At 65.5% G+C, this 24,878-nt stretch carries 13 protein-coding genes; 8 read left to right on the top strand and 5 right to left on the bottom strand.

Annotation, left to right across the window (positions count from 1 at the left end):
• The first annotated feature begins 4 nt into the window (after window positions 1-4).
• Complete coding sequence (locus LSQ66_RS20370) at window positions 5-1,576, top strand: S41 family peptidase (RefSeq protein WP_231766991.1); 1,572 nt, start codon at window positions 5-7, stop codon at window positions 1,574-1,576.
• A 111-nt stretch (window positions 1,577-1,687) separates the two neighbouring features.
• The gene (locus tag LSQ66_RS20365) at window positions 1,688-3,454 is read left to right on the top strand and encodes a M14 family metallopeptidase (protein ID WP_231766990.1); all 1,767 of its coding nucleotides are present in this window, start codon (window positions 1,688-1,690) and stop codon (window positions 3,452-3,454) included.
• Here LSQ66_RS20365 and LSQ66_RS20360 read toward each other — a convergent pair.
• The 4 genes from LSQ66_RS20360 to LSQ66_RS20345 all read right to left on the bottom strand — a co-directional run bounded on the left by LSQ66_RS20360 (window position 3,438) and on the right by LSQ66_RS20345 (window position 6,813).
• Window positions 3,438-4,619 carry a helix-turn-helix transcriptional regulator gene (locus LSQ66_RS20360; RefSeq protein ID WP_231766989.1) on the bottom strand — a complete coding sequence of 394 codons (1,182 nt, stop codon included), beginning with the start codon at window positions 4,617-4,619 and terminating at the stop codon, window positions 3,438-3,440. The genes LSQ66_RS20365 and LSQ66_RS20360 overlap by 17 nt on opposite strands.
• 81 nt (window positions 4,620-4,700) lie before the next feature.
• Window positions 4,701-5,600, bottom strand: a complete 900-nt coding sequence (gene ttcA, locus LSQ66_RS20355) for a tRNA 2-thiocytidine(32) synthetase TtcA (protein ID WP_231766988.1) — start codon at window positions 5,598-5,600, stop codon at window positions 4,701-4,703.
• A complete protein-coding gene (locus LSQ66_RS20350) occupies window positions 5,597-5,995 on the bottom strand; it encodes a dihydroneopterin aldolase (RefSeq protein ID WP_231766987.1) in 399 nt (132 codons plus the stop codon). The genes ttcA and LSQ66_RS20350 overlap by 4 nt, the downstream gene beginning before the upstream one ends.
• A 23-nt stretch (window positions 5,996-6,018) precedes the next feature.
• Entirely contained in the window at window positions 6,019-6,813 is a 795-nt protein-coding gene (locus tag LSQ66_RS20345) for an SDR family oxidoreductase (RefSeq protein WP_231766986.1), read from the bottom strand.
• A 42-nt stretch (window positions 6,814-6,855) separates the two neighbouring features.
• On the opposite strand from LSQ66_RS20345, the gene LSQ66_RS20340 reads away from it, so the two are divergent.
• The gene (locus tag LSQ66_RS20340; protein ID WP_231766985.1) at window positions 6,856-8,001 is read left to right on the top strand and encodes a class I SAM-dependent methyltransferase; all 1,146 of its coding nucleotides are present in this window, start codon (window positions 6,856-6,858) and stop codon (window positions 7,999-8,001) included.
• Window positions 8,002-8,114: 113 nt separating this feature from the next.
• Window positions 8,115-9,095 carry a J domain-containing protein gene (locus LSQ66_RS20335; RefSeq protein ID WP_231766984.1) on the top strand — a complete coding sequence of 327 codons (981 nt, stop codon included), beginning with the start codon at window positions 8,115-8,117 and terminating at the stop codon, window positions 9,093-9,095.
• Here the strand turns inward: LSQ66_RS20335 and LSQ66_RS20330 are convergent.
• Entirely contained in the window at window positions 9,092-9,565 is a 474-nt protein-coding gene (locus LSQ66_RS20330) for a chemotaxis protein CheW (protein WP_407659541.1), read from the bottom strand. The genes LSQ66_RS20335 and LSQ66_RS20330 overlap by 4 nt on opposite strands.
• A gap of 153 nt (window positions 9,566-9,718) precedes the next feature.
• On the opposite strand from LSQ66_RS20330, the gene LSQ66_RS20325 reads away from it, so the two are divergent.
• The 4 genes from LSQ66_RS20325 to LSQ66_RS20310 all read left to right on the top strand — a co-directional run bounded on the left by LSQ66_RS20325 (window position 9,719) and on the right by LSQ66_RS20310 (window position 24,585).
• Window positions 9,719-11,287 carry a DUF3369 domain-containing protein gene (locus LSQ66_RS20325; RefSeq protein ID WP_231766982.1) on the top strand — a complete coding sequence of 523 codons (1,569 nt, stop codon included), beginning with the start codon at window positions 9,719-9,721 and terminating at the stop codon, window positions 11,285-11,287.
• Window positions 11,288-11,312: 25 nt separating this feature from the next.
• Entirely contained in the window at window positions 11,313-12,959 is a 1,647-nt protein-coding gene (locus tag LSQ66_RS20320; RefSeq protein WP_231766981.1) for a response regulator, read from the top strand.
• Between the two features lie 64 nt (window positions 12,960-13,023).
• Window positions 13,024-14,538 carry an HDOD domain-containing protein gene (locus tag LSQ66_RS20315; RefSeq protein ID WP_231766980.1) on the top strand — a complete coding sequence of 505 codons (1,515 nt, stop codon included), beginning with the start codon at window positions 13,024-13,026 and terminating at the stop codon, window positions 14,536-14,538.
• A gap of 357 nt (window positions 14,539-14,895) precedes the next feature.
• Complete coding sequence (locus LSQ66_RS20310; RefSeq protein ID WP_231766979.1) at window positions 14,896-24,585, top strand: FG-GAP-like repeat-containing protein; 9,690 nt, start codon at window positions 14,896-14,898, stop codon at window positions 24,583-24,585.
• The last annotated feature ends 293 nt before the right edge of the window (window positions 24,586-24,878 follow it).

The following is a 24,878-nucleotide window of genomic DNA, read 5'->3' as shown; positions in this document are numbered from 1 at the left end:
GGGCATGAAAAAGATCGGGACCTGCCTTGCGATTGTGACACTGCTGTCCGCCTGCGGCGGCGGCGGTGAGCCGCCGCCCAGGCAGGGCGGGGACGTTCCTTCCGACCCGCCGGTGGTGAATCCGCCACCGGTGGACCCGCCGCCCGTCACCCCGCCGCCTGTCGACCCGCCTCCGGTCGACCCGCCGCCTGTCGATCCGCCACCGGCCGAACCGGAGTTTCCGTCGGAACTGCATGCGGTGATCCACTACCGCAACCGTTGCGAGAAGCCCGCGTCCGGCCAGACCCAGGGCACGCTCGCCGACGAGTTGCAGTTCCTGCGGCGCTGGACCAGCCTCACCTATCTCTGGTATCGCGAAGTGCCGACGCTGGACACGGCGAATTACCAGGCCCCTGTCCCGTATTTCAACGCGCTGAAAACCCCGCAGCTGACGGCGTCCGGCAAGCCGAAAGACCGCTTCCACTTCAGTTACACGAACGAGCGCTGGGCGGAGCTCTCGCGCGGCTCGGAACTGGGTTACGGCATCTCCTGGATGCGCAATGCGGACGGCAAGGTGCCGCGCACCTGGCGCATCTCCATGGTGCAGCCGGGGTCCGCGGCGGCGCGGGCAGGCCTGCTGCGCGGCGACGTGCTGCAGGAAGTGGATGGCGTGGACTTCGTGAACACGGCGGATAACGACAGCATCGCAAAACTGAATGCGGGCCTGTTCCCGCCGAAGAAGGACGAGCGCCACAGCTTCGTGGTAATGCGTAACGGCCGCCGCGTCACGGTGAACATGGTATCGGCCGCCGTGAGCATATCGCCGGTGCAGAATGCGCGCGTGATCGATACGCCCGATGGCAAGGTCGCTTATCTCACCTTCATCAACCACAACGCGCCCGCCGAAAAGCCGCTGATCGAAGCCTTCGCCCTTTTCCGCGACGCGAAGGTGAAGGAACTGGTGCTGGACCTGCGCTACAACGGCGGCGGGCTGCTGAGCGTGGCGAGCCAGGTCGCGTACATGATCGCAGGCCCTCAGCAAACGCAGGGCAAGACGTTCGAGCTCACGCTGGTCAACGACAAGAGCCCGCTGCCCGACCCCATGCCCTTCAACTCCACTTCGCTGGGGCTGGACACAAGCAATCCCGTGCCATGGGGCCAGGCGCTGCCCGCGCTGGGCCTGAAGCGCGTGAGCATCCTCACCGGTCCCGGCACCTGCTCGGCCAGCGAATCCATCATCAACAGCCTGCGCGGCATCGACGTGGAGGTGAACCTGGTGGGCGGCCAGACCTGCGGCAAGCCTTACGCCTTCGTGCCGACGCAGAACTGCGAGAACACCTACTTCACCATCCAGTACCAGGGCGTGAACCACAAGGGCTTCGGCGACTACAGCGACGGCTTCGCTCCATCCTGCAGTGTGGCGGACGACTTCGGCCACGCCCTGGGCGACAAGCGCGAAGGCCTGTTCGCCGCAGCGCTCGACAAGACGCGCCGCAGCTGCGCGCCTGCTGCAAGCGCCCGCATGCGCGCCGGCGGCGAAGGCGAGCTGCTGGTGCCGGTGCGCGAACAGGGCAGCGAGATCTCCATCGTCAACTGAAGGCCGGGCGCCGGCCCCGCCGGAGAAAGCCGACTATAATGCTCCGGCCTTCGCCGCGGCCCGCGATCCGGACCCTGGCGTCTTCCAACCGCTAACCGGAGCCCGTTGCCGATGATCCGTCCTGCCCTCCTGCTTGCCCTGCTGTCCGCCCTGCCGCTGTCCCATGCCGCGCCTGTCCTGAGCACCGTTTCCGAGCAATCCGGCTTCCAGGCCACCGGCCGCTACGAGGAAGTCGTGAAGCTGTGCGCCGCCTTCCAGAAGGCGTATCCGAAAGCCGTGCGCTGCTTCGAATTCGGCCGCACGCCGGAAGGGCGTCCCATGCTGGCGCTGGCCGTGTCGCGCACCGGCGCGCTGACGGCGGAACAGGCGAAGCAGCGCAAGCTGCCCGTCCTGCTGGTGCAGGGCGGCATTCACGCGGGCGAGATCGACGGCAAGGACGCCGGTTTCCTGGCCCTGCGCGAGGCGCTGGAGGGCAAGGCGGCGCCGGGTGCGCTGGACAAGCAGGTGCTGCTCTTCGTCCCCGTCTTCAATGTCGACGGCCATGAGCGCTTCGGCAAGTGGAACCGCCCCAACCAGCGCGGACCGGTGGAGATGGGCTGGCGCGTCACCTCCCAGAACCTGAACCTGAACCGCGACTATGTGAAGGCGGACGCGCCCGAGATGCAGGCCATGCTGGCGCTGGTCAACCAGTGGGACCCGCTGGCCTATATCGACCTGCACGTGACGGATGGCGCGAAGTTCCAGCCGGACGTGTCGATCCAGGTCGAGCCGGTGCACGGCGGCGACGAAGCGCTGAAGGCGGCGGGCCTGGCCCTGCGCGAGAACGTGATGGCCGACCTGCGCAAGCAGGGCTCCGACCCCAAGCACTTCTACATCTCCTTTGCCAAAACCGACGATCCGCAATCCGGCTTCGTGGACGAGATGTCCACGCCGCGCTTCTCGACCGGCTACTTCCAGCTGCGCAACCGCTTCGCCATGCTGGTGGAAACCCATTCGTGGAAGGACTACCCGACCCGCGTGCGCATCACGCGCAACACCATCGTGTCCCTGCTGGACCAGGTGGCGCAGCATGGCGCCGAGTGGTCGAAGCTGGCGCGCGAGGCGGATGCGCGCTCGGCTGCCATGGCCGGCAAGGACTTCCCGCTCAGCTACCGCACCACGGACAGGACGCAGATGATCGGGTTCGCGGGCTATGAATACACCCGCACGCCGTCCGACATCTCGGGCGCCCTGTGGACGCGCTACGACGAGAGCAAGCCGCAGCTGTGGACCGTGCCGCTGCGCGACGAGGTGGTGCCGGACTTCCAGGTCAAGGCCCCGGAGGGCGGCTACATCGTGCCCGCAGCGTATGCCGCCGCCGTTGGCGAGAAGCTGAAGCAGCATGGCGTGAGCTTCCGCACCCTGCAGTCGGCTCCCGGCCGCATCGAGGTGGAGACCTTCCGCGCCGAGAAGTCGCGCCTGACGCCAGCCTCCTTCGAAGGGCGCCAGATGATTTCGGTGGAAGGCGCATGGAAGGCCGAGCAGCGCGAGTTCGGCAAGGGCGCCCTCTTCGTGCCGATCGCCCAGCCGAAGGCGCGCCTGGTGATGACGATGCTGGAGCCGCGCGGCGCCGATTCGCTGCTGGCCTGGGGCATGTTCAACAACGCCTTCGAGCGCAAGGAATACATGGAGGAGTATGTGGCAGAGGAGGTGGCGCGCGAGCAGCTGGCGGCCGATCCCTCCCTCGCCGCCGCCTTCAAGGCAAGGCTCGACAGCGACCCCGCCTTTGCGAAGAGCGCCCGCGCGCGCCTGGAATTCTTCGCCCGCCGCCACGACTCCTGGGACGAGCGCTTCCAGCTCTATCCCGTGGTGCGCACGGCGCTTACAAATCTGCGCTGAGCGCCTGCGCGCGCTGCACGGTTGCCGCAGGCATGTGCAGCAGCAGGCGCACCAGCTCCGGCTGGCGGTTGGTGGAGGTCTTCTGGAAGATCGACAGCAGCTGCTTGCGCACGGTGTCGTACTGCACGCCCAGCGTGTCCGCAATGGTCTTCAGCTGCATGCCGTCGGCCAGCATGGTGGCGATGCGGCATTCGGCATGAGAGAGGCCGAAGGCCGCGGTCAGCAGGCTGGAATCGATCACCTGGGCGGAACCCGGGTGATAGAGGAAAAGCATGACCAGGGGACGCAGCCCGAAGGAGCCCATCACGCGTTCCGGCAGCAGCATGGAGAAGAAGGCGTAGACCATGTCCGGCGCCGTACCCTTCTCGCTCTCGATGCGCAGGGACTGGAGATTGGCCGTGGGCGCCTCCGCGCTGCCGAAGCGCACCTCGTTTTCGAGCTGCGCGCAATGCGCAGCGAACATTTCCCGGTAGCGTTCCGGCAGAACGAGGCGTCCGTTCGACACCTGCACCAGGGGCGTGCGCCGGAACAGGCTGTCGGCAGCCTGGTTGGCCTGCACCACTTCGCCGCTCATGGTGAGCAGCACCACGGGCTGGTGCAGCTTGTTCACCAGGGCGTTGCCCACCAGGGCCTGGGCCGAGTACACGAAATGATCGAGGCCCACGCGGCAGGCGCGGCTCAGGTGAGGGCGCAGCCGTTCCGCGAAAGCCAGGGCCTCGGCTGACAGGGGGCCGTCCTCCGGGCGGCACAGCCAGGCGAGCAGGATGGTGGCGCGTTCGTTCTGAACGAGCTTGCAGGCGGAGAGGTAGCGCGCGCCGTGCGGGATCAGGAATTCCTGGTAGAAGGGGCTGCTCGCGACGAAGGCGTCGTCGAACCACTCGTGGCAGTGCACCCACTCGCTTTCCTTCTGCTCGCGCAGGAGCTGCACGCGCGGATCGGCGAACTGGAATTTCTGGATATATTCCATGTCGATCTGCGGCGCCATGTCCGCGCCCTCGCTGTAGGAGAGGGCGCCGTTGCTGCCGTCGAAGGCAAGCATGTGCACCGCGCGCGTGCCGAAGGCATCGTTGATGTCTTCAAGGACGGCGCGCCAGCCGTCCGCATTATCCAGCGTCGCATAAATGCGCTCGATGATCGATTCGAAGCGTTGCTGCGACAGGTCCACCGTACTTCTCCATTGTGAATTCCGAGAGGCACAATGTTACCCACTTGCCGGCCTCTGCCGGTTGCAAAAGTGCAACGCTTCTTAGTCGCGGTGCAGGTTCAGCGTGACCGTCTGCGCGGGCGGGGCGCAAGGCTCCTCGTCGAACGCGATGTCGCCTAGCGGGCTGGCGACGCCGTCCGCCTTCAGGTCCGCAAAGCCGAACAGCTCGCGGTCCATCAGGTGCGAGGGCACCACGGTGGAGAGGGCGGAGAAGGTATTCTCCACGCGGCCCGGGTGCTTCTTCTCCCATTCGCGCAGCATGGCCTTGATCTGCTTGCGCTGCAGGTTCTCCTGCGAGCCGCACAGGTCGCAGGGGATGATGGGGAAGCCCTTCACTTCCGCGTAGCGCTCCGTGTCCTCTTCCTTCACATAGGCCAGGGGGCGGATCACCACGTGTTTGCCGTCGTCCGACTGCAGCTTGGCGGGCATGCCCTTGATCTTCCCGCCGAAGAACATGTTGAGGAAGAAGGTCTCGAGGATGTCGTCGCGGTGGTGGCCCAGGGCGATCTTGGTCGCGCCCAGTTCGTCGGCCACGCGGTACAGGATGCCGCGGCGCAGGCGCGAGCACAGGGAGCAGGTGGTCTTCCCTTCCGGGATCAGGCGCTTGACGATGCTGTAGGTGTCCTGGTTCTCGATGTGATAGGGCACGCCCAGCTTCTCCAGGTAGGCTGGCAGCACATCGGCCGGGAAGTTGGGCTGCTTCTGGTCCAGGTTCACGGCCACGATCTCGAAGTTGATGGGCGCGCGCTCGCGCAGCGTCATCAGGATATCGAGCAGGGCGTAGCTGTCCTTGCCGCCGGAGAGGCAGACCATGACCTTGTCGCCTTCCTCGATCATGTTGAAATCGCCAATGGCCTGGCCCACCAGGCGGCACAGGCGCTTGTGCAGCTTGTTGTTTTCAAAGGCCTGCTTCTCGGCGGCCTTGTCGATTACGGCATTCATGCTTCGTCCTTGATGCGGAATACTTCAACGCCCACGCCTTCGCAGTCGGGATAGACATCGGGCTTCATGGTCGACACGCGCGCGGCGCGCACCAGCGGGTGGGAGAGCATGGACTTCACCACGTCGTCGCACAGCGTCTCCTGCAGGTGCACATGGCCCAGCGCCATGCGCCGCGCGATGGTCTCGCGCATGAAGTCGTAGTCCACCACTTCGTGCAGTTCGTCCGCGTTCGGCGTGGAGACGGCCAGCGGAATGTACAGGTCCACATTGATCAGCACGCGCTGCTCACCCTTCTTCTCGAAGTCGTGCACGCCGATATTGATTTGTACTTCGTAGTCGCGCAGGAAGAGCCGGCGGCAGTCTTGCAGGCGGGGGTGGAGCAGGGCGGACAGCATGGTGGAAGACCTTTTCGATTACGTTATTGGGTGAGGAACATCACGTCGCGCGGCGATGCCTGCAGGTGCTGGCCGCCATCGACCAGCAAGGTGGTGCCGGTGACGGCGCGCGCCGTGGCGGCATACAGCACCGCCTGCACGATATCCTCGGGAGTGCTGGAGCGGCCCAGTGGGGTGCGCGTGTGCGCCTTGGCGAAGCCTTGCTCGCTCTGGTCGCCGGACACCAGCGTAATGCCCGGCGCCACGCCCACTACCCTGAGCTTTGGCGCGAGGGCCTGGGCCAGCATGGTGGTGGCCGTGTCCAGCGCCGCTTTCGACAGGGTGTACGAGAGAAAATCGGGATTGAGATTGTACAGCTTCTGGTCCAGCAGGTTCACCACCACCGCCTGCCCGCCCTCCGGTGTGGCCGCGTGCAGGGCCTGGGCCAGCAGCAGTGGCGCGCCCACGTTGCAGCGCATGTGGGCGTCCAGGCGGGCCATGGAAAAATCCGCTGCGCCGTCGTAGTCGAACAGGGAGGCGTTGTTCACGACGCAGTCCACCGCGCCCAGCTCCTTCACGGCGGCGGGCAGCAGGCCGCGCACCATGGCTTCGTCGGACAGTTCCGCATGCAGCGTCACGGCGCGCCGCCCGAGGGCGCGGATCTCTTCGGCCGCCTGCTGCGCTTCCTGCTGCGCGCTGCGGTAGTGCAGGGCGATATCCCAGCCTGCGCGCGCCATGCCGAGGGCGATGGCGCGGCCCAGGCGGCGGCCCGCGCCCGTTACCAGCGCAACAGGGGCGCGCTCTCCGGCAGCTTGCGGTATGTGAGGTGTGCTTGTCATCGATGGTCTGTCTATCAGGCGCGTATTCGCTACAATGCCGGGATGTCTCTCCCAGCACCTTCCAGCGACGCGCTTGCCGCGTCCCACGCTCTCCAGAAGCAGATTGCCGCCGAAATCGAACGCGGTCCCATGTCCTTTGCCCGTTTCATGGAGCGGGCGCTGTATGCGCCGCAGCTCGGCTACTACAGCGGCGGCGCCGCCAAACTGGGCAAGGATGGCGATTTTACAACGGCGCCCGAACTCACTTCCCTGTTCGGGGCCGCGCTGGCGCGGGTGGCCGCCGCTATTATCCCTCAAACGGGGCCGCGCATCCTGGAATTCGGCGCCGGCACCGGCAAGCTGGCGCGCGACATCCTCGCGGAGCTGGCGGCGAACGGCGTGGCGCTGGAAACCTATGCCATCGTGGAGCTTTCCGGCGAGCTGCGCGCCCGCCAGCAGGAAGCCCTGCGCGAGTTCCCCCAGGTGCAGTGGCTGGACGGCTTCCCCGATACCTGGGATGGCCTCGTGATCGGCAACGAGGTGCTGGACGCCATGCCCGTGCAGCTGGCGGTGAAGCGGGCGGACGGCTGGCGCGAACAGATGGTCACCATCCGCGACGGCCGTTTCGCCTTCGAGGACGGCGCCCCGGATGCCGCCCTGCAGGCGCAGGCCGAACGCCAGATCCCGCAGGGGGAGCAGCTGGAACAGGGCTACACCACGGAGCTGCACGCCACGGCCTGCGGCTTCATGGCCACCCTCGGCGCCATGCTGGCCCGCAGCCGCGCCGGGGCGGCGATCCTGCTCGACTACGGCTTCCCGGCCCACGAATACTATTTCGCGGACCGGAACACGGGCACCCTCATGTGCCATTACCGCCACCATGCCCACCCGGACCCCTTCTACTTCCCCGGCCTGCAGGACATTACTGCCCATGTGGACTTCACCGCCATGGCCCTGGCGGCCCAGGATGCGGGCGCCGAGGTGCTGGCCTATATGAGCCAGGCAGCCTTCCTGCTGGGGGCGGGCATCGGCGAACTGCTGCTGCGCACCGACCCGTCGGATGTGAAGGCCTACCTGCCCCAGGCGAACGCCCTGCAAAAGCTGGTATCCCCGGCGGAGATGGGGGAATTGTTCAAGGTGCTGGTGGTGGGGAAGGGCGTGTCCCTGCCCGCGTCCCTGCTGGCGGCGGACCGCAGCCACCGTTTGTAGAATTAATGCCACTTTTCCTGGCTATTCGGACACAAATCTTCCCGAAACTTCGGCTATCATGATTGATCTGGCGCGCAACCCCGTCGTGGCGCGCGGCTGACAATATTGGAACGATGGGAAAGATACACACTCACTATGACAACCTGAAGGTGTCGCGCGGCGCCCCGCAGGAGGTCGTGCGTGCCGCCTACAAGGCGCTCAGCCAGAAATACCACCCGGACAAAAATCCCGGTGACGAGAAGGCTGCGCGCATCATGGCCATCGTGAACACCGCCTACGGCACCCTGTCCGACCCGGTGCGGCGCAAGGAGCACGACGAGTGGATCGCCCAGGAAGAATTCGAGATCGAGTGGCTGGAGAGCACCCGTAACGACGACGCCCACCGCCATCAGGCGGAATCGCCTGTGCAGGCCTGGCCGGAACAGGTGCACGCCGTGCGCCGTCCGCGGGCCATGCTGCGCAACTGGCGCTGGTGGGCCACGGCGGGCAGCTGCCTGGCGGCAGGCTGGGTGGCCGGGGTGATGACGGTGACGGAGCCGCGCCAGGTCTCCACCGTGCTGGCCGCGGCCTGGGGCGGCAAGCCGCCCGGCGGCGAACTCACGGCGAGCGCCGCCACCCGCAGCTATCCCCGCGTGGAGCGCGAGGCGGGCGAAGCGCACGACGGCTGGGCGGGCGGCAAGACCATGGCGGTGGAAGCCGACCCTTCGCGTCCCGCGCCGATCAAGGTCATGGCCCTGTCGCAGGTCATCCTGCCCGGGGCCAGCGGCGACTGCGAGAGCGACATGCCCACGCTGGTGGCGCCGAATGGCGAGCCATGGCCCGGCCAGTCCGGCTATGTGGACGGCTATCCTGTCGGGAACAAGGGGGAGGACATGTCGCTTACCCTGGACAATTCCAGCAATGCCTCGCCGGTCTTCATCAAGGTCTACGACATGGACAGGCGCTCGAACGTGCGCTATGTCTTCGTGCAGCCGCACGACAAGCTGGTGGTCGACAACCTGGTCAACGGCAAGTACGAAATCCGCTACCAGAACATCGACCTGGGCAGCGGCAAGGGCAGTTGCTCCGGCCGCCGCCGCGCGGACGCTTCTTAAGCCAGGGAATCCATCAGGCCCATTTCTGCGCTGGACATCAGCTTGTCGATGTCCATCAGGATCAGCATCCTTTCACCCACCGTGCCCAGGCCGATCATGTACTCGGTGCTGAAGGCCGTGCCCATTTCCGGGGCGGGCTTGATCTGGTCCGGCGTCAGGGTCGTCACGTCGGACACGCTGTCCACCACCATGCCCACTACGCGGCCCTTGATGTTCAGGATGATGACCACCGTGAACTGGTCATAGACGGGCTCGCCCAGGCGGAACTTGATGCGCATGTCCACCACGGGAATGATGATGCCGCGCAGGTTGATCACGCCCTTGATGAATTCGGGTGCGTTGGCAATGCGCGTCACGGCCTCGTAGCCGCGGATCTCCTGCACCTTCAGGATGTCGATGCCGTACTCTTCCTTGCCCAGGGTGAAGGCGAGGAACTCACGGCCCAAGCCGTCTGCGCCGGCGTCTTGCACTTGCGTTTCTTGCATAGCGGTCGATCCCTTGAATGAGAATGTCGCAACAGCGTACCAGACTTGCCCTCTGGTAGCAGCAGTTTTTGATTGTCATGATGATAAATACTGATTATGCTGAGAACCAACAATGTGCCCTTCGCAAGAGGAGAGTGTATGACGGAACCGGCTGGCAGCGAGGACGATTGGCTGCTTGAGGAAGAGGAGGAGCAGCCAGGCGATTCCATGCCCCCTGAGCAGCGCCTGTGGCGCGTGCTGATCGTGGACGACGACCAGGACGTGCACGCCGTCACCCGCCTGGCCCTGCGCAATGTCTCCTTCAAGGGCCGCGAGCTGGAGCTGTTCTCCGCCTACAGCGCGCGCGAAGGCTTCAAGATCCTGAGCGAAACGCCGGACATCGCCCTCGTGCTGCTGGACGTGGTGATGGAGACGGATGACGCGGGCCTGCTGCTGGCGCGCCGCATCCGCGAGGAGCTGCACAACGCCATCGTGCGCGTGGTGCTGCGCACCGGCCAGCCGGGCCAGGCGCCCGAGCAGCGCGTGATCATCGAGTACGACATCAACGACTACAAGGCGAAGACCGAGCTCACCACCCAGAAGCTCTTCACCACCGTCATTTCCGCCCTGCGCGCCTACGAGAGCCTGAACATGCTCGAACGCAGCCGCGTGGGCCTGGGCAAGATCCTGGCGGGCGCCACCAACCTCTACCAGATCCACTCCCTGCGCGAGTTCGCCTCCGGCGTGCTGAACCAGGTATCCGCCATTCTCGACGTGGGCGCGGACGGCGTGCTCTGCCTCATGCAGCAGGACACGGGCGACACCACCGTCGTGGCCGCCACGGGCAACTACTCGCCCCTGGCCGAAGGCGAGCACATGCCCACCGATCACTCGCTCTGGCCCACCATCGCCAAGGCCTTCGCCACCAAGAAGAGCCAGTTCGAACACCCGGCCAACGTGCTCTTCATCCATACGCAGGAAAAGCGCGACGTCGCCATCTCCGTCACGCCGCCCTGGCCCCTGGCCCAGATCCAGCGCGACCTGCTGGAGGTGTTCTGCGAGCGCATCGCCGCCGCCTTCGACAACCTCTACGTCTACGGCCAGCTGCGCAAGGCGCAGGAAGCCACCGTGGTGGCCCTGGCCGACCTGGCCGAATTCCGCGACGGCGGCGTGGGCGGCCATGTGCGCCGCGTGCAGCGCCTGTCCACCGCCATTGCCGAGCGCATGAAGGAACGCGGCGTCTACCAGGACGAGCTCACGCCGCAACTGCTGGACATGATCGGCCTGGCCAGCATCCTGCACGACGTGGGCAAGGTGGCGACGCCGGACGCCATCCTGCTCAAGCCCGGCCCCCACACGCCCGAGGAAAAGACGGTGATGCAGGACCACGCCAACGTGGGCCGCACCGTGCTGGAACGCGCTGCCAAAATGGTGGACGGGCCCAGCTACCTGACCTATGGCGCGGAAATCGCCGGCGCCCACCACGAGCATTTTGACGGCCGCGGCTATCCGAACGGCCTGAAGGGGCGGGAGATTCCCCTGTCGGCCCGCATCGTGGCCGTGGTGGACGTGTTCGATTCCCTGCTGCACGAGCGCACCTACAAGGACCCGTGGCCGCATCCGGATGTCATGGCCTATATCCGCGAGCGCAGCGGTACGCAGTTCGATCCCGAAGTGGTGCTGGCGCTGGCCGACGTGGTGGCGCGCGACCCCGACTTCGGAGCGTGAAGGAAACGCCGGCCCTTTTCGTACCATGACCGAACTCAAGAGCCTTAGCGCGCTCATCGTCGAACCCCACGCAGGCATGCGCAACAGCCTGCACAACATGCTCAGCCTCTTTGGCATGAGCAAGATCGACGACGTGGTCAATTCCACCCAGGCCATCCGCGCGCTGAACACCCGGCCATACGACCTCATCCTTTGCGAATATGAGCTGGACGGCGGCCAGGACGGCCAGCAGCTCCTCGAAGACCTGCGGCACCACCGCCTCATGCAGCCCTCGGCCATGTTCTTCATGGTGACGGGCGAGGGCCAGTTCAGCAAGGTGATCGGCGTGGCCGAGCTGCAGCCGAACGACTACATCCTCAAGCCCTTCACGGCCGAAAGCATGCGCGAGCGCATCGAGCGCGCACTGGAAAAGCGCGACGCCCTGCTGCCCGTGCACGAGCTCATGGAGCTGGGCGACCACCGCGCCGCCATCGACTTCTGCCAGGAGCAGGAGGCGGGCCGCTTCGCCGCCGACTTCATGCGCCTGCGGGCGGAGAACTACCTGATGCTGGGCGAGCCCTCGCGCGCGGCGCCCATCTATGCCGAGCTGTGGGATAGCAAGGCCATCCACTGGGCCCGCCTGGGCCAGGCCAAGACGCTCTTCATGCAGGGGCATACGGAAGACGCGCGCGGCATGCTGGAAGACCTGCTGAGCCACAACCGGCGCTTCCTCGACGCCTACGACTGGCTGGCCCGCACGCATGAAGCGGAAGGGCGGCTGGAGCAGGCCAAGGCCGTGCTGAGCGACGCCGTGGCCCTGTCGCCGCACGCCATCCGCCGCCTGCGGCGCCTGGGCGAGGTGGCGCTGGAATCGGGCGATATCGACACGGCGGAAAAGGCCCTGCGCCAGGTCGTCAACCGCGCCCGCTTCTCCGAATTCCGCGACCCCGAAGACCACGCCCGCCTGGTGCAGACCCTGGTGCGCAAGGGCGACCCGCTGCAGGCCGCTTCCGTGATCCGCGACCTGGACAAGGCCCTGCTCAGCGCCCCCAACCGCGAAGTGTGCAGCGCCATTGCCTCGGCCATGCTGCACGACTACACGGGCGACAAGGAGCGCCTGGAACAGTCCGTGGCCGCCGCCATCACGGGCGTGCGCACGGCGCCGGCCGTGTCGAACGAGCTGAAGATGGCGCTGGCGCTGGCCGCCTTGAGCGCAGGCAAGGAGGAGGTGGCCGAAGAGGTGGTGCGCGAGGTCATGCGCAACGTCAGCGGCAGCCAGGGCCTGGCCCGCGCCGTGGACACGCTGGACGAAGCGGGCCACGGCGAGATGGCGCAGCGCCTGGCCGCGGAAAGCCGCATGGACGTGGCGCGCATGGTGGCCGCCGGCGCCGAGCGCGCGAAAGCGGGCGACTTCCAGGGCGCGGTGGAGATCATGCTGGAAGCCGTCGCCCGCCTGCCGGACAATCCCCAGGTGGTGTTCAATGCCTCCGTGGCCGTGCTCAAGTGCCTGGAGCACAACGGCTGGGAAGACCACCTCGGCGTTGCCGCCCTCGAAATGATCGCCAATGTGCGCCGCCTCGACCCCGTCAATCCCAAACTCAATGCCCTGAGCGGCCTCTACGAAGAGCTGCTCCGCAAATACAACATCCGTCCCGGCCGCCGCACGGCGCCCTTGCGCAGGCGGCGAATATAACGCCAGCTTTCATCCCGCAAGGGCTACAATGGTTGCCTGTAATTATTCTAACGGTCGTTGTTAAATGGCAATAAATTTGGAGCCCCGGCCGGTCAGGGGAAACCTGCTGAAAAAGCTCACGGGCGATGAGGGACTGTTCGCCCTGGGCGGCGCCGTGGCGCGCGTGGTGGAACTGGTGGATTCCGAAGACCAGGGCACCAACAGCCTTGCCTACTACGTGCTGTCCGACGTGGCGCTCACGCAGCGCGTGCTGCGCCTGGCGAACACGCCGCAATACCGCACCGCCTCCGGCACGCCCGTAACCACCATTTCGCGCGCCATCTCCCTGCTCGGTTTCGACAGCGTGAAGACCACGGCGCTGGCCATGCTGCTGGTGGACACCCTCGACAACAGCAAGCATGCGCAAAGCGTGCGGGTGGAACTCGAAGCCTCGCTCTGCGCCAGCCTGGCGGGGCGCGAGGCCTCGCGCAGCGGGCCCTTCGCCGGGGCCGAGGAAGCTTCGATTGGCGCGCTGTTCCGCAATATCGGCCCGCTGCTGGTGGCCTCGCGCGAGCATGAGCGCTTCCGCGAGATCGAGCAGCTGGTGGCCAGCGGCGAGTACACGCAGGCCCAGGCCTCGCAATACATCCTGGGCAGCAGCTACGACAGCCTGTCGGCCGCCATCCTGCGCGAATGGCGCATCCCCGAAGTGATCGTGCGCTCGCTTGCGCCATTGCCGCCCGGGCCGCTCAAGCCCGCGCGCGACAAGGATGAATGGACGCGCCAGGTGGTCTCCTTCGGCAACGACGTGGCGCGGCCCCTGCTGCGCAAGGGCGGCCCCCGGCCGGACGAGCTGCAGGCCATGCGCCAGCGCTACGGCGACGCCCTGAACCTCGGCCGGGAGCAGATGGCGACCCTCTTCGCCAGCGTGCGCAAGAGCATGGCCAGCCTGCTGGACAGCATGCAGCTTGCGCCCCAGGCCGGCGCCGAGCCCGAAGCGCCGGGCCTGCCGGACGTGCTGGCATCGGCCACCATGGACACAGGCATCCAGCAGACAGGCGGCGCGCACCCAAGCGGCAAACCCTTCGACGCGCGCGACCGCCTGCTGGCGGGCGTGCAGGAAGTCACCTCCCTGCGCGTGGCGGGAAGGGCCAAGGTCAACGAGCTGATCCACGTGGTGCTCGACACGCTGTACCGCGGCATGGGCTTCCGCTTCGCCACGGTCTGCCTGAAGGACGTGCAGAGCGGCCAGTACCGCGCCCGCATCGCCTTCGGCGAAGACTACGGCCGCCGCCAGATTGGCTTCTGCTTCGGCGCCGAGGGCGAAGACCTCTTCCACCTCGCCATGAGCAACGACGCCGACCTCATGATCTCGGACGCGAGCGCGGCCAAGATCCAGGCCCTGCTGCCCGACTGGCACCGCAGGCTGCTGCCGGACGCGCGCAGCTTCATCGTGCTGCCGCTGGTCGTGGACGGCAAGCGCCTGGGCCTCTTCTACGCCGACCGCAGCGTGCCCGCTCCCGAAGGCGTGCCGCCGGACGAAGCCTCGCTGATCCGCGCCCTCAAGGGCCAGGTACTGCTGGCGTTGGGCGGCAGTTAGAGCCTGCCATTGAAGCGGCGTCTGAATGCCGCCTTACTTCTCATTTGATAGTCAATCCGTTCGCTTCCGCTGCGGCTGTCAACCCGCGCGCGGAGCGCTGAAAGTGTTGTATCGAGATAATATTTATTTGCCATGTGACTTTGTGTGAACTTTTGGTAGCAACTGCTGAGGCAGAATTGCGGCTTTGCAAATTTGTTGCTCAACCAATATTTTCCGCCGTCGCAAGCGCGTCCCGATATGACTCAGTGGTCTCTGCCGCAGTTTTCTACGTTTCTTCGCCGTTTCTCCCTACTCGTTTGCTGGCTGGTGTTGCAGTGCTATTGCACTCTCGCGTTTGCCAATGCGACCTTTACGGGCGTGGCTCCAACCGTTACCAGCGGCACAGTACCTGCGGGCGGCACGCTGACGGTAGGATTTACGGGAACGGTCAAATCGGCCCTGCCTTACGATACCGTTTACCGGCTGGAGATCATCAATGCCAGCGGAACCGTGCTCGCATCGCAGCAGTTCACCACACGGACCGACATCAATGGGAACTACATCAACACGCAGCGGACCCCCACACTGACGGCCGCACTGCCGGTTGGGACGCACCAGATCCGGCTGCGCGCCACGTTGGCCGAGTTTGACGAAACAACGGACACGCAGCCCTTCACAATCACAGTGACGTCGCAGGCGGCCCCGGTCAACAATGCCAGCTTCGTTTCGCAAAGCGTGCCGAGCACCATGATCGCCGGGCAGAGCTACTCGGTGTCGGTCACCATGCAGAACACCGGCACCACGACCTGGTCCCCCGGAGGCAGCCAGCCGCACGGCCTGGGCTCGCAGAACCCCCAGGACAACGCAATCTGGCGCGCCAACCGTGTTGCCCTGAGCTCCACGGTCGCACCCGGTGCTTCGCGCACCTTCAGCTTCACGGTCACGGCGCCATCGACGGCAGGCACCTACAATTTCCAGTGGCGCATGGTGCAGGACTTCGTGGAATGGTTCGGCGGCTACAGCACGAACGTTCCGGTGGTCGTTACCTACCCGCAGCCCACCGCCACCTTCAGCAGCCCATCCGAAGGCGCCACCTACACGGCGAGCAACGGCGCGGCCACCGTCAGCTTCAGCGGCAGCGGAGCGCCCGGGACCGGCGCCTCCGTCAGTTCCCTGAGGCTTCTGGAGGGGGGCGTAGCCTTCGGCACCACCACCTCGACCAGCATTTCGGCCAGCAAGTCGCTGGCTATCGGCAGCCATACCATCGAGCTGCAGATGACGGACAGCCGGGGCCAGACGAAGAGCGTATACCGCACCGTCAACGTCGTGGCGCCGAAGCCGACGGTGAGCATGAGCTCCCCGGCAAGCGACAGGACGGTAACTGCCTCCGGCACTACCGCCAGCCAGCTGGTCTCCGGCAGCGCCACCGCCGTGGGCGGATCGGCGATCACCAAGATCGAGCTGCTGGACAATGGCGCCGTGGTCGACACAAAAACGAGCACCACCTCATACTCGAGCACGCGCGCGCTGGCCATAGGCTCTCACAGCCTCGCCCTGCGCGCGACCAATGCGTTGAATGAGTACGCGACCACGCCCGCGGTGACTGTGACGGTGACGCCGCCACCTCCGGTTGCCACCATCACCGCACCGGGCAACGGCTCCACGCACAATGTGGTGTCCGGCAATACGGTCGGGGTCACGATCTCCGCTAGCGGCAGCAGCACCTCGGGCTATGCAGTTTCCAGCATTCAGTTCTATGTGGACGGTGCTGCGTCCGGCGCGGCGGTGGCTGGCGCCTCGGCCAGCAAGACCGTGCAGCTGACGCCTGGCAGCCATACGCTGGGCGCGGCGGCCATCGACTCCATCGGCACGGTGGGTTCGCAGGCTTCGGTGACGGTCAACGTCGTCGACCAGACCCTGCCTTCCGTAACGTTGGTTGAACCTGCCTCGAATGTGGGCCTGGTGACCGCCAGCACCGCCAACGTATCGGTCGGTGGCACAGCCTTCCCGGCGAGCGGCACCACGCTCTCCAGCATCGAACTGCTGCAGAATGGCGTGGTGGTGGCCACCTCCACAAGCACGACCATTTCGCGCGTACTAAGCCTGGCGCCAGGAAGCTATACCGTCCAGCTGCGGGCCACCTCCACGGCAGGCAAGCAGGGCTATTCCGCCACCCGCACGATCAACGTATCCCAGGCTGTTGCAGGCAAGAGCGCCCAGTTCGTTTCGCAGACGGTGCCGTCCACGATGCGGGCGGGCCAGCCGTACCGGGTCACGGTGCGCATGCTCAATAACGGTACGACCACCTGGACCGACGCCGACATGTTCCGCCTGGGTTCCCAGAACCCGCAGGACAACCGTACCTGGGCGGGCCGCGTGTACCTGCCCACCAGCGTGGCCACCGGCGAAAGCGCCGACTTCACCTTCGATGTGACCGCACCGTTCCAGCCCGGCACGTACGACTTCCAGTGGCAGATGCTGCGCGAAGGCGATAGCTGGTTTGGCGAAAAGTCCGCGAACGTGCCCATCACGGTCAGCACCGGGGCAGGGCCGACCGCTGTCACGCTCAGCGCAAGCCCGAGCAATGTGCGCGTCACCGGCACGGACACCGCGCAGATTACCTTGAAGGCTAGCGCAAGCAGCACCGCGGGCATGGCCAAGCTGGAACTGTTCAAGGACAGTGGCCATGGTTATGGCCTTACACCGGCGAACAGCAAATCAGGAAATGGTTCGCCCCTGACCTGGAGCACCTTCCAGTTCCTGCCTGCCGGGTTGTACAACTTCAAGCTGCGCGCGACCGACGTGAACGGCGTGGCCACCGACTCGCCGCCGGTGACGGTGAGCATCACCAACAGCGACCTGCAAGGCGCCGTTTCGGGCATCCGCAGCAACGCCAGCGGCAACCCCGAGCTCTTCGGCTACGTATGCCAGGTGCAAAATCCCGCAGGCCTGCCCTTCAAGGTGATGCTGGACGCGCCCACCCCCGACGCGGGCGGCACCTTGCTCACGCAGGGCGTGGCGAACGTTTCCACGGAACGCGATGATGCGGCGGTGCGCAGCGCCTGCATCACGCCTTCGAACAGCCACCACTTCGTGGTCGACCTCGCCCCTTATATCGGCCAGTACGCGGGCCGCGCTCTCTACGTGTGGGCCGAACTGCCGGACCACAGCCAGACCGTGACCCTGCCGTGCGCCGACAACAGCTGCACCATGCCCGGCGCCATGCGCGTGGCCATGACCACGCCGCAGAACGGCGACCAGGTGGCCAGCCCGAACCCGGTGTTCATGCGCATGCAGATCACCAACGGCAGCGGCAGCTACGACGAAGTGGCCTTCAATGTGGACGGCCAGTGGGTCACTGCCGCCGCCGAAGGTACGCCCGGCATGTATTCCGCGTCGAAATCCGGCCTGGCCGTGCGCACGGCGCCATATGCCGTGTACGCCAAGGTCCGCGCGGGGAACACCACGATTACCAGCCTCGTGCGCGAATTCACCGTGGTAACGGGCCTGAGCCTGAACCCGGTCCTCACCAGCCCCGCCAATGGCGCCACCCTCACCAGCGGCGCGCCGCAGCAACTGACGGCGACGGTGGAAGGCACGGTGCAGTCGGTGAAATTCTTCGCCAACGGCACGCTGCTGGGCAGCGCTACCCTGTCCGGCGGCAGCTGGCAGTACAGCTGGACGCCGGCCGCCGAGGGTTCGTACTCGCTGCAGGCGCGCAGCTACGACGGCGCAGGCACGGAAGTGGGCGCCTCGGCCACCAATACGGTGACTGTTGCGGCGAACAACAATGCCACGCCGGTGCCCATCATTGTCGACGTGCCGCAGCTGGGTAACGGCATAGGCGGCACCCTGCCAGGGCAAGTTGTGGCCAACAGCGACGGCAGCAGCGGCTACAGCCTGCCGTTGCAGCTGCCGCCGGGCATTCTCGGCATGGTGCCGTCCCTGAGCCTGAACTACGACGGCAACAGCACAAGCGGCCTGGCCGGCCTTGGCTGGAGCATTGCAGGCATATCGCGCATCGAGCGCTGCGGCAAGGTGATCGCCACCGATGGCAAAGGCGATGGCGTGCGCTTCCTTGATGGCGCCGCGCAGCCGGTCGACCGCCTCTGCCTGGACGGCCAGCGCCTGATCCTGGCTAACGGCTCCAGCTCAAACGATGCAGCCTATTGGGCGTCCGGCGCGGTCTACCGCACGGAGGTCGAGTCCTTCACTCGCGTCACGGCCTTGGGCGCCGATGGCAAGCTCGGCTTCAAGGTGGAAACGAAGGACGGGCGGACCAGCTACTACGGCGATACGGCGAACAGCCATGTCGACGCGGCGGGCCGCAGCGATGGCCTGGCGCGCCGCTGGTATATCAGCCGCAGCAATGACCGCAGCGGCAACACGGTTGCCTACGACTATAACGAAGATGCCGCCACTGGCGAAAGCACGCCGAAGAGCATCAGCTGGGGCGCCAACCCAGTGCACGGCACGCCGCATTTCGCCCAGGTTCTGTTCCATTATGAACTGCGCACTGACCGCCGGGTCTCCTACTTGGCCGGCAGCCGCACCGACGAGCGCAACCTGCTCACGAGCATTCAGACGAGGGTAGATACCTCGAACAGCAGCCAGGGCGCATGGGTCACCGCGCTCACCTACAACCTGAGCCATGCGCTGAGTGCCAGCAGCGGGCGCAGCCTGCTGAAGTCGGTAGAGGCCTGCGATGCCAGCGGCTGCCTGCCAGCGACCAGCTTTAGCTGGGGCGAACGCGATCCGAATGCGCCGCGCAGCTTCGTTGCGCTGGGCAGCCCGCGTACCGGTCCCGATCTTCAGCAGTTGAGCGCGGGCTCGAACAACCGCCGCTTCGACACCATCGTTGCCGCCGACTTCAATGGCGACGGCCTGACCGACCTGATGGAGCGCTACCGCGACGGCACCACCAGCCAGCAGCGGCTGTACGAGTCGGCTGCGAACGGCAGCTGGACCGCCAAGTCGCCGCTCTCCCTGGCGGGCAACATCAGGGCCGTGCTCGAAGCCGCCGACTTCGACGGCGACGGCTTGCCCGACCTGCTGGTGACGGACAGCGGCGGCACACTGAAGCTGTGCCGCGCCAGCCAGCGCACCGGCGACCAGTACAACTGCGCACCCGTGCCATTGACGGCGAGCAGCACCGGCACGGCCGTCGATCCCGGCAATGCGCTGGCGGTGGATGCCAAGCTGCGCCTCGTGCGCGATTTCAATGCCGACGGCCGGGATGACCTCTATCTGCGCACCCAAGCGCCAGGCCAGGTCTATCGTGCCTGGGAATGCCTCTCCACCGGGGCGGCTTTCAGCTGCACGGAGGTCACGGGCAGCAGCAACCAGAAGAGCCTGGGCTTTGAAGGCGGCGACGTGGAACCGTTCGGCCCGAGCGGCTTTGCCGATATCGACGGTGACGGCCGCGTGGACCGCATGATTGTGCCGAAGTGCGAATGGAAGCAGATGGGGGATGGCTCGGCGCCGGACTGGTACTGTGGCAATGACGACCTGGGCCCGCAGGACCTGGGCGTGATCGGCACCGGAGAACCCGAAGTGGGCGCCGTGCGCGTGCATGGCTATTGGCTGACCTATCCGAACAATCAAACAGCCATTGCCCCGCAACTGCCGCAGGGCACCATGGTGGGCGACCTGAACGCCGACGGCTACAGCGATCTGGTGCTGGGTTCCGTTACCTTGAATATCGACGGTTCGATCAGCAGCGGCCAAGGCTGGCTCTGCCTGTCCAAGGGCGATGGCAACGGCGACTGCCGCATGCTGCCCGTGGGCGGCGTCCCGGAGACCGCTCGGCACTACCTCTCCCTGACGGTGGGAGACTTCGATGGCGACGGCGTGGTCGACGTGCTGCGGCCTATCAGCGATAGCTGGGAAACCTCGAATATCCAAGGGGACAAATACCAGCTGTGCCGTATCGGCGCCAACACGGCGGGCAATCCGGCAGACCTGCCGCTGTACCAGAGCTGCGAGGCCTGGACGGGCCCCCAATTCTATGCACCAAGCCAGCGCCTGATCTACAGCGGCGCATCGGGCGCCATGGTGGAGCGCTCGGCCTTCCTGGGCGACTTCAACGGCGACGGCAAGACGGATATTGCCACCCATCTGGGCAATGGCCAGTGGGTGATCCACGGCGCCGCGAACCAGGCCCTGCCTGGCCAGGCGCTGGACAAGCTGATCACGGTAACCAACGGCCTGGGCGGCACGGACACCATCGAGTACGCCTTGCCGAACGACAGCGCCGTCTACCGCAGCACAGTGGCGCGCGACGATGGCCAGAACCTGGTGGGCAAACTGACTTATCCGAGCCGTCCGCTGGTGAAGAGCGTGCGCCGCACGGCTGGCATGGCGGGCGAACGCGTCACGACCTACAGCTACGCACGCCTGGCGGCCGATGCGAACGGCCGGGGCAGCCTTGGCTTCGCCGAGATCGTGCGCACCGACATGGAGCGGGGCATCGCCACCACGAGCTGGCCTTGCCTGACCTTCCCGCACATTGGCGCGGAATGCGCCAGCCGCCAGAAGCTGGGCGGAGTGGTGCTGCGCAGCGTCACCAACGAATGGCAGTCCAATGCCATTGCGCTGGCCGGCGGCGGCCAGACGCGCCTTCCTTACCTGTACCGCTCCACGGTTGTCCAGCGCGACCCGGGCAACAACGACCTGGGCACGAGCATTACGGTGACGGCCGCCCCCGACAGCTGGGGCAATGTGACCAATATGTCAGTGACCAGCAAGAGCGACAGCAATACCGCTGGCTGGACCGCGGACACGGTAATGACCTATTACCCCGCCAACGAGACCGACTGGCGCATTGGCGAGCTGAAGGACCGCACTGAAACCCGCACTAACAACTACAACCAGATATCGCGGTTGACGAGCTACAGCTACGACAGCCTGGGCCGCCTGAACCAGGAAGTGCGGGATGGCGACGTCAGCGAAAAGCTGACCACCACCTACGACCGCAGCACGGCTTCCTTCGGCCTGGTAGGCAAGACCATTCTCAGCTGGACCGACCCGAACGGCGGCGCGCCGCAGGAGCGGACCACAACGGTGAACTACACCGCGAACGGCCGTTTCCCGGCCAGCGTGACGAACGCGCAAGGCCACACGGAACAACGCCAGCACGATGCGCGCACCGGCTTGCCGACCAGCGTAACCGATGCCAACGGTCTCATCACGACCAGTACTACCGATGCATTCGGCCGCGTGCTGACAGTGACGGCGCCTGATGGCACGGTCACGGAAACGAGCGTCAAGAAATGCAACAGCAACTGCCCTGCAGGCGCGGGCATGGTGAGCATTCGCGATACCAAGCAGGCAGGCGACGTACGCGCAGCCGTTCCCGTGCTGGTGTTCGCCGACCGCGCAGGCCAGGCGGTGCGCACCTTCACCTGGGGCTACGATGGCCGCACCATCGTCACCGACAGCAGCTACGACACGGCAGGCCGCCTCAGCAAGGTGTACTGGCCGCGCTTTAACGACGGCGCCGGCGCGCTGGTGGATAACCCGAGCGGCGCGGTCCTGCGCAGCCAGACCACCTACGATGCGCTGGACCGTCCGCTGCAGGTGAAGACCCTGGACGAACTGGGCGCCGAGCAGACCACCACCCATACCTGGGAAGGCTTCAAGCACAAGATCAGGAACCCGAAGAACTTCGAGGTCAGCGAAACGCGCGACGTGTGGGGCAAGCTGGCCCAGACGGCGGACGCGGACCTGAAAGTGACGGCCTTCCTCTTCGACGCCTTCGGCAACCTGGCGAAGACGACCGATTCGAAGGGCAACGTGGTCACCGTGAGCTACGACCGCTGGGGCCGCCGCACGAAGCTGACCGACCCCGACCTGGGCACGACCAACTACAGTGTAGACGCCGTGGGCCAGACCTGGAAGCAGGTCAGCCCCAATGAGCTGGCGGCAGGCCAGGCCACGCTCATGCAGTACGACAAGCTGGGCCGCATGACCAGCCGCGTTTCGGGCGACATGACGGCAAGCTGGACCTATGACGCGCTGGCAGGGCAGGGCAGCTGCAGCAGCTACCGCAGCTGCGGCAAGCTGGTGGAATCGCGCACCCTGGCGGGCAGCACCTCGGTCGACTTCTGGCAGCGCCACACCTACGACTCGAAGGGGCGGCCTGACACGACCACGACCAGCCTGGACACGAACTACACCAGCAAGCACGTCTACGACATCTGGGGCCGCCTGCTGCGTGAAGAACACCAGCGTGGCACCGATGCGGCCAAGGCCTACGAGCGGCGCTACAACGCCTGGGGCCAGCTGGCCCGGATCGAACGCGCCGGGCAGGCCGTGTGGACGGGCACGGGCCAGGATGCGGCAGGCCGCATGACGGGCTGGACCCTGGGTAACGGCCTGGCCGTATCGCAGCAGTTCAACGCCAACACCGGGCGCCTCGGCACTGGGGCCGTGGGCAATGTGCTGACCGAGGACTACCACTACGACGTGCTGGGCAATGTTTCCCAGCGTTCGCAGCGCTGGGGCACGGTGGGCTTTGCGGAAGACTTCCAGTACGACAGCCTGAACCGGCTGAAGAATTCCCAGATCACCAACCTGGGCACGATGCAGCAGCAGCCGCTGCAGGTGTTCACGTACGACGAGCTGGGCAACATGCTGAGCAAGACGGGCGTGGGCACGGGCAACTACGAGTACCCGCTGCCGGGCGCGGGGCGTCCGCACGCCGTGTCGAACATTCCCGGTGTGGGCAGCTTTAATTACGACTTCAACGGCAACATGACCTCGGGCGCAGGCCGGACGGTGACGTGGAACTCCTTCGACATGCCGGTGCAGATCAGCAAGGGCGGCGCGAGCAGCACCTTCTACTACGGCGCCGACCACCAGCGCGTGAAGCAGGTGCGCTCGGATGGCGTGACGCTGTGGTATGCGGGCGCAATGGAGGTGGAGGCCGGCACGAGCACGACGGTCAAGACCTACCTGCCGAACGGCATTGGCGTGGAAATCGAGAAGAGCGGCACGAGTACGCTGCTCTACACGCACCAGGACCGCCTGGGCAGCGTGGTGGCGATCACGGATGGCACGGGCGCGGTGGTGGAAAGCCTGGCCTACGACAGCTGGGGCAAGCGGCGCGACAGGGTGAGCGTGGCCACGCCGGACAGCCTGGACGGCGACAAGGACAACAAGGGCTTCACGGGCCACGAAATGCTGGACCAGCTCGACCTGGTGCACATGAACGGGCGGGTGTACGACCCGCTGGTGGCGCGCTTCATGAGCGCCGACCCGATCATCCAGGACCCGCTGCATTCGCAAAGCTATAATCGCTACAGCTATGTGTGGAACAACCCGACGAATCTGACGGACCCGACGGGGTTCGTGGGCGAAACGGCACAGGGAAACAACCAGAGCATCGTTTGCCGATTGCTTGGCTGGTGCGGCCCAAGTGCCGCAAGCAAGGGCGCCCGGACTGAGAATGGCGAGTCGACAAAGGAAAACGGTTCGGCAGTAGTTACCAAGGACTCTGGCAAGGCACAGGAAAAGTCAGCAGGTACGAATCGGAATGACTTAATTCGGGAGGCCATGCTATCGAGTCCAAACAGGCTCGTTACTCAATCTGCGGCATGTGTGGGTAATGAGGCAGCTTGTGTTATGGCGGGCGCGGCGCCTCTGGGTGGCGGTTGGTTAATCGGCACGAAACTCGGACAGGCGACATTGGCACTCCTTGGATTCGGGGCGGAGGTACAAGGAGTAGCCGATGGCACTCCCTCTGGTAGAGGCACTGCTGGATTGGGGGCGAAAGCTGCGGCATCAAGTGCCGAAGCTAACGTGGCAGCGCTTGCCAATGGCGAGTCGATTCTTGTGAATATGAATCCGAAGAATCTTATCTCGCAACAGTCTAAGAATGAGATGTCAGGATCGGTGATTAAGCGTCTGGAAAAAGACATGAGAGCAAATGGATATGATGCAAGCCAGCCAGTCAGCGCAGTTGTGCGAGCTGATGGTCGTGTCGTAATCTCGGATGGACATCACCGAGTCCAGGCTGCGATTCGTGCCGGCATCACTGGCATTCCGGTTGATGTATATAGGCCGTAAGGAGCGAGTTGTGAAGAAACCATATCTAGCCGCATTTCTTCTGCCGTCACCGGTGACGAAGTGTTTGACTGACATTGGTTGGGAGTTTGAGTCCGCAGAGCGACTACCGGAAAATTTGATCGCAGTGCTTCAAGACTCATTTGACATCCATGCGACCGAGTCCTATTTGGGCATGGATGTTTTTGTTGGAAGTGGGCTTAAGGTTACGGCTGCTCGTGATTCCCAAGGTCGGATTGAGAGCATATTCATTCAGCTACGCGACCGAAAGCCTGACGAACTACGTACTGCGCTTG

It is taken from the genome of Massilia endophytica, assembly GCF_021165955.1.
Lineage (GTDB): Bacteria > Pseudomonadota > Gammaproteobacteria > Burkholderiales > Burkholderiaceae_D > Rugamonas > Rugamonas endophytica.
Note: the sequence above shows the minus strand (reverse complement) of the source record. Positions and strands in the feature narration are given on the sequence as shown.

Coding starts and splice junctions, on each gene's coding strand:
- LSQ66_RS20340 (WP_231766985.1), top strand. CDS start 6,856: ATGTCTCTCCCAGCACCTTCCAGCGACGCGCTTGCCGCGTCCCACGCT.
- LSQ66_RS20365 (WP_231766990.1), top strand. CDS start 1,688: ATGATCCGTCCTGCCCTCCTGCTTGCCCTGCTGTCCGCCCTGCCGCTG.
- LSQ66_RS20345 (WP_231766986.1), bottom strand. CDS start 6,813: ATGACAAGCACACCTCACATACCGCAAGCTGCCGGAGAGCGCGCCCCT.
- LSQ66_RS20315 (WP_231766980.1), top strand. CDS start 13,024: ATGGCAATAAATTTGGAGCCCCGGCCGGTCAGGGGAAACCTGCTGAAA.
- LSQ66_RS20335 (WP_231766984.1), top strand. CDS start 8,115: ATGGGAAAGATACACACTCACTATGACAACCTGAAGGTGTCGCGCGGC.
- LSQ66_RS20320 (WP_231766981.1), top strand. CDS start 11,313: ATGACCGAACTCAAGAGCCTTAGCGCGCTCATCGTCGAACCCCACGCA.
- LSQ66_RS20350 (WP_231766987.1), bottom strand. CDS start 5,995: ATGCTGTCCGCCCTGCTCCACCCCCGCCTGCAAGACTGCCGCCGGCTC.
- LSQ66_RS20325 (WP_231766982.1), top strand. CDS start 9,719: ATGACGGAACCGGCTGGCAGCGAGGACGATTGGCTGCTTGAGGAAGAG.
- ttcA (WP_231766988.1), bottom strand. CDS start 5,600: ATGAATGCCGTAATCGACAAGGCCGCCGAGAAGCAGGCCTTTGAAAAC.
- LSQ66_RS20370 (WP_231766991.1), top strand. CDS start 5: ATGAAAAAGATCGGGACCTGCCTTGCGATTGTGACACTGCTGTCCGCC.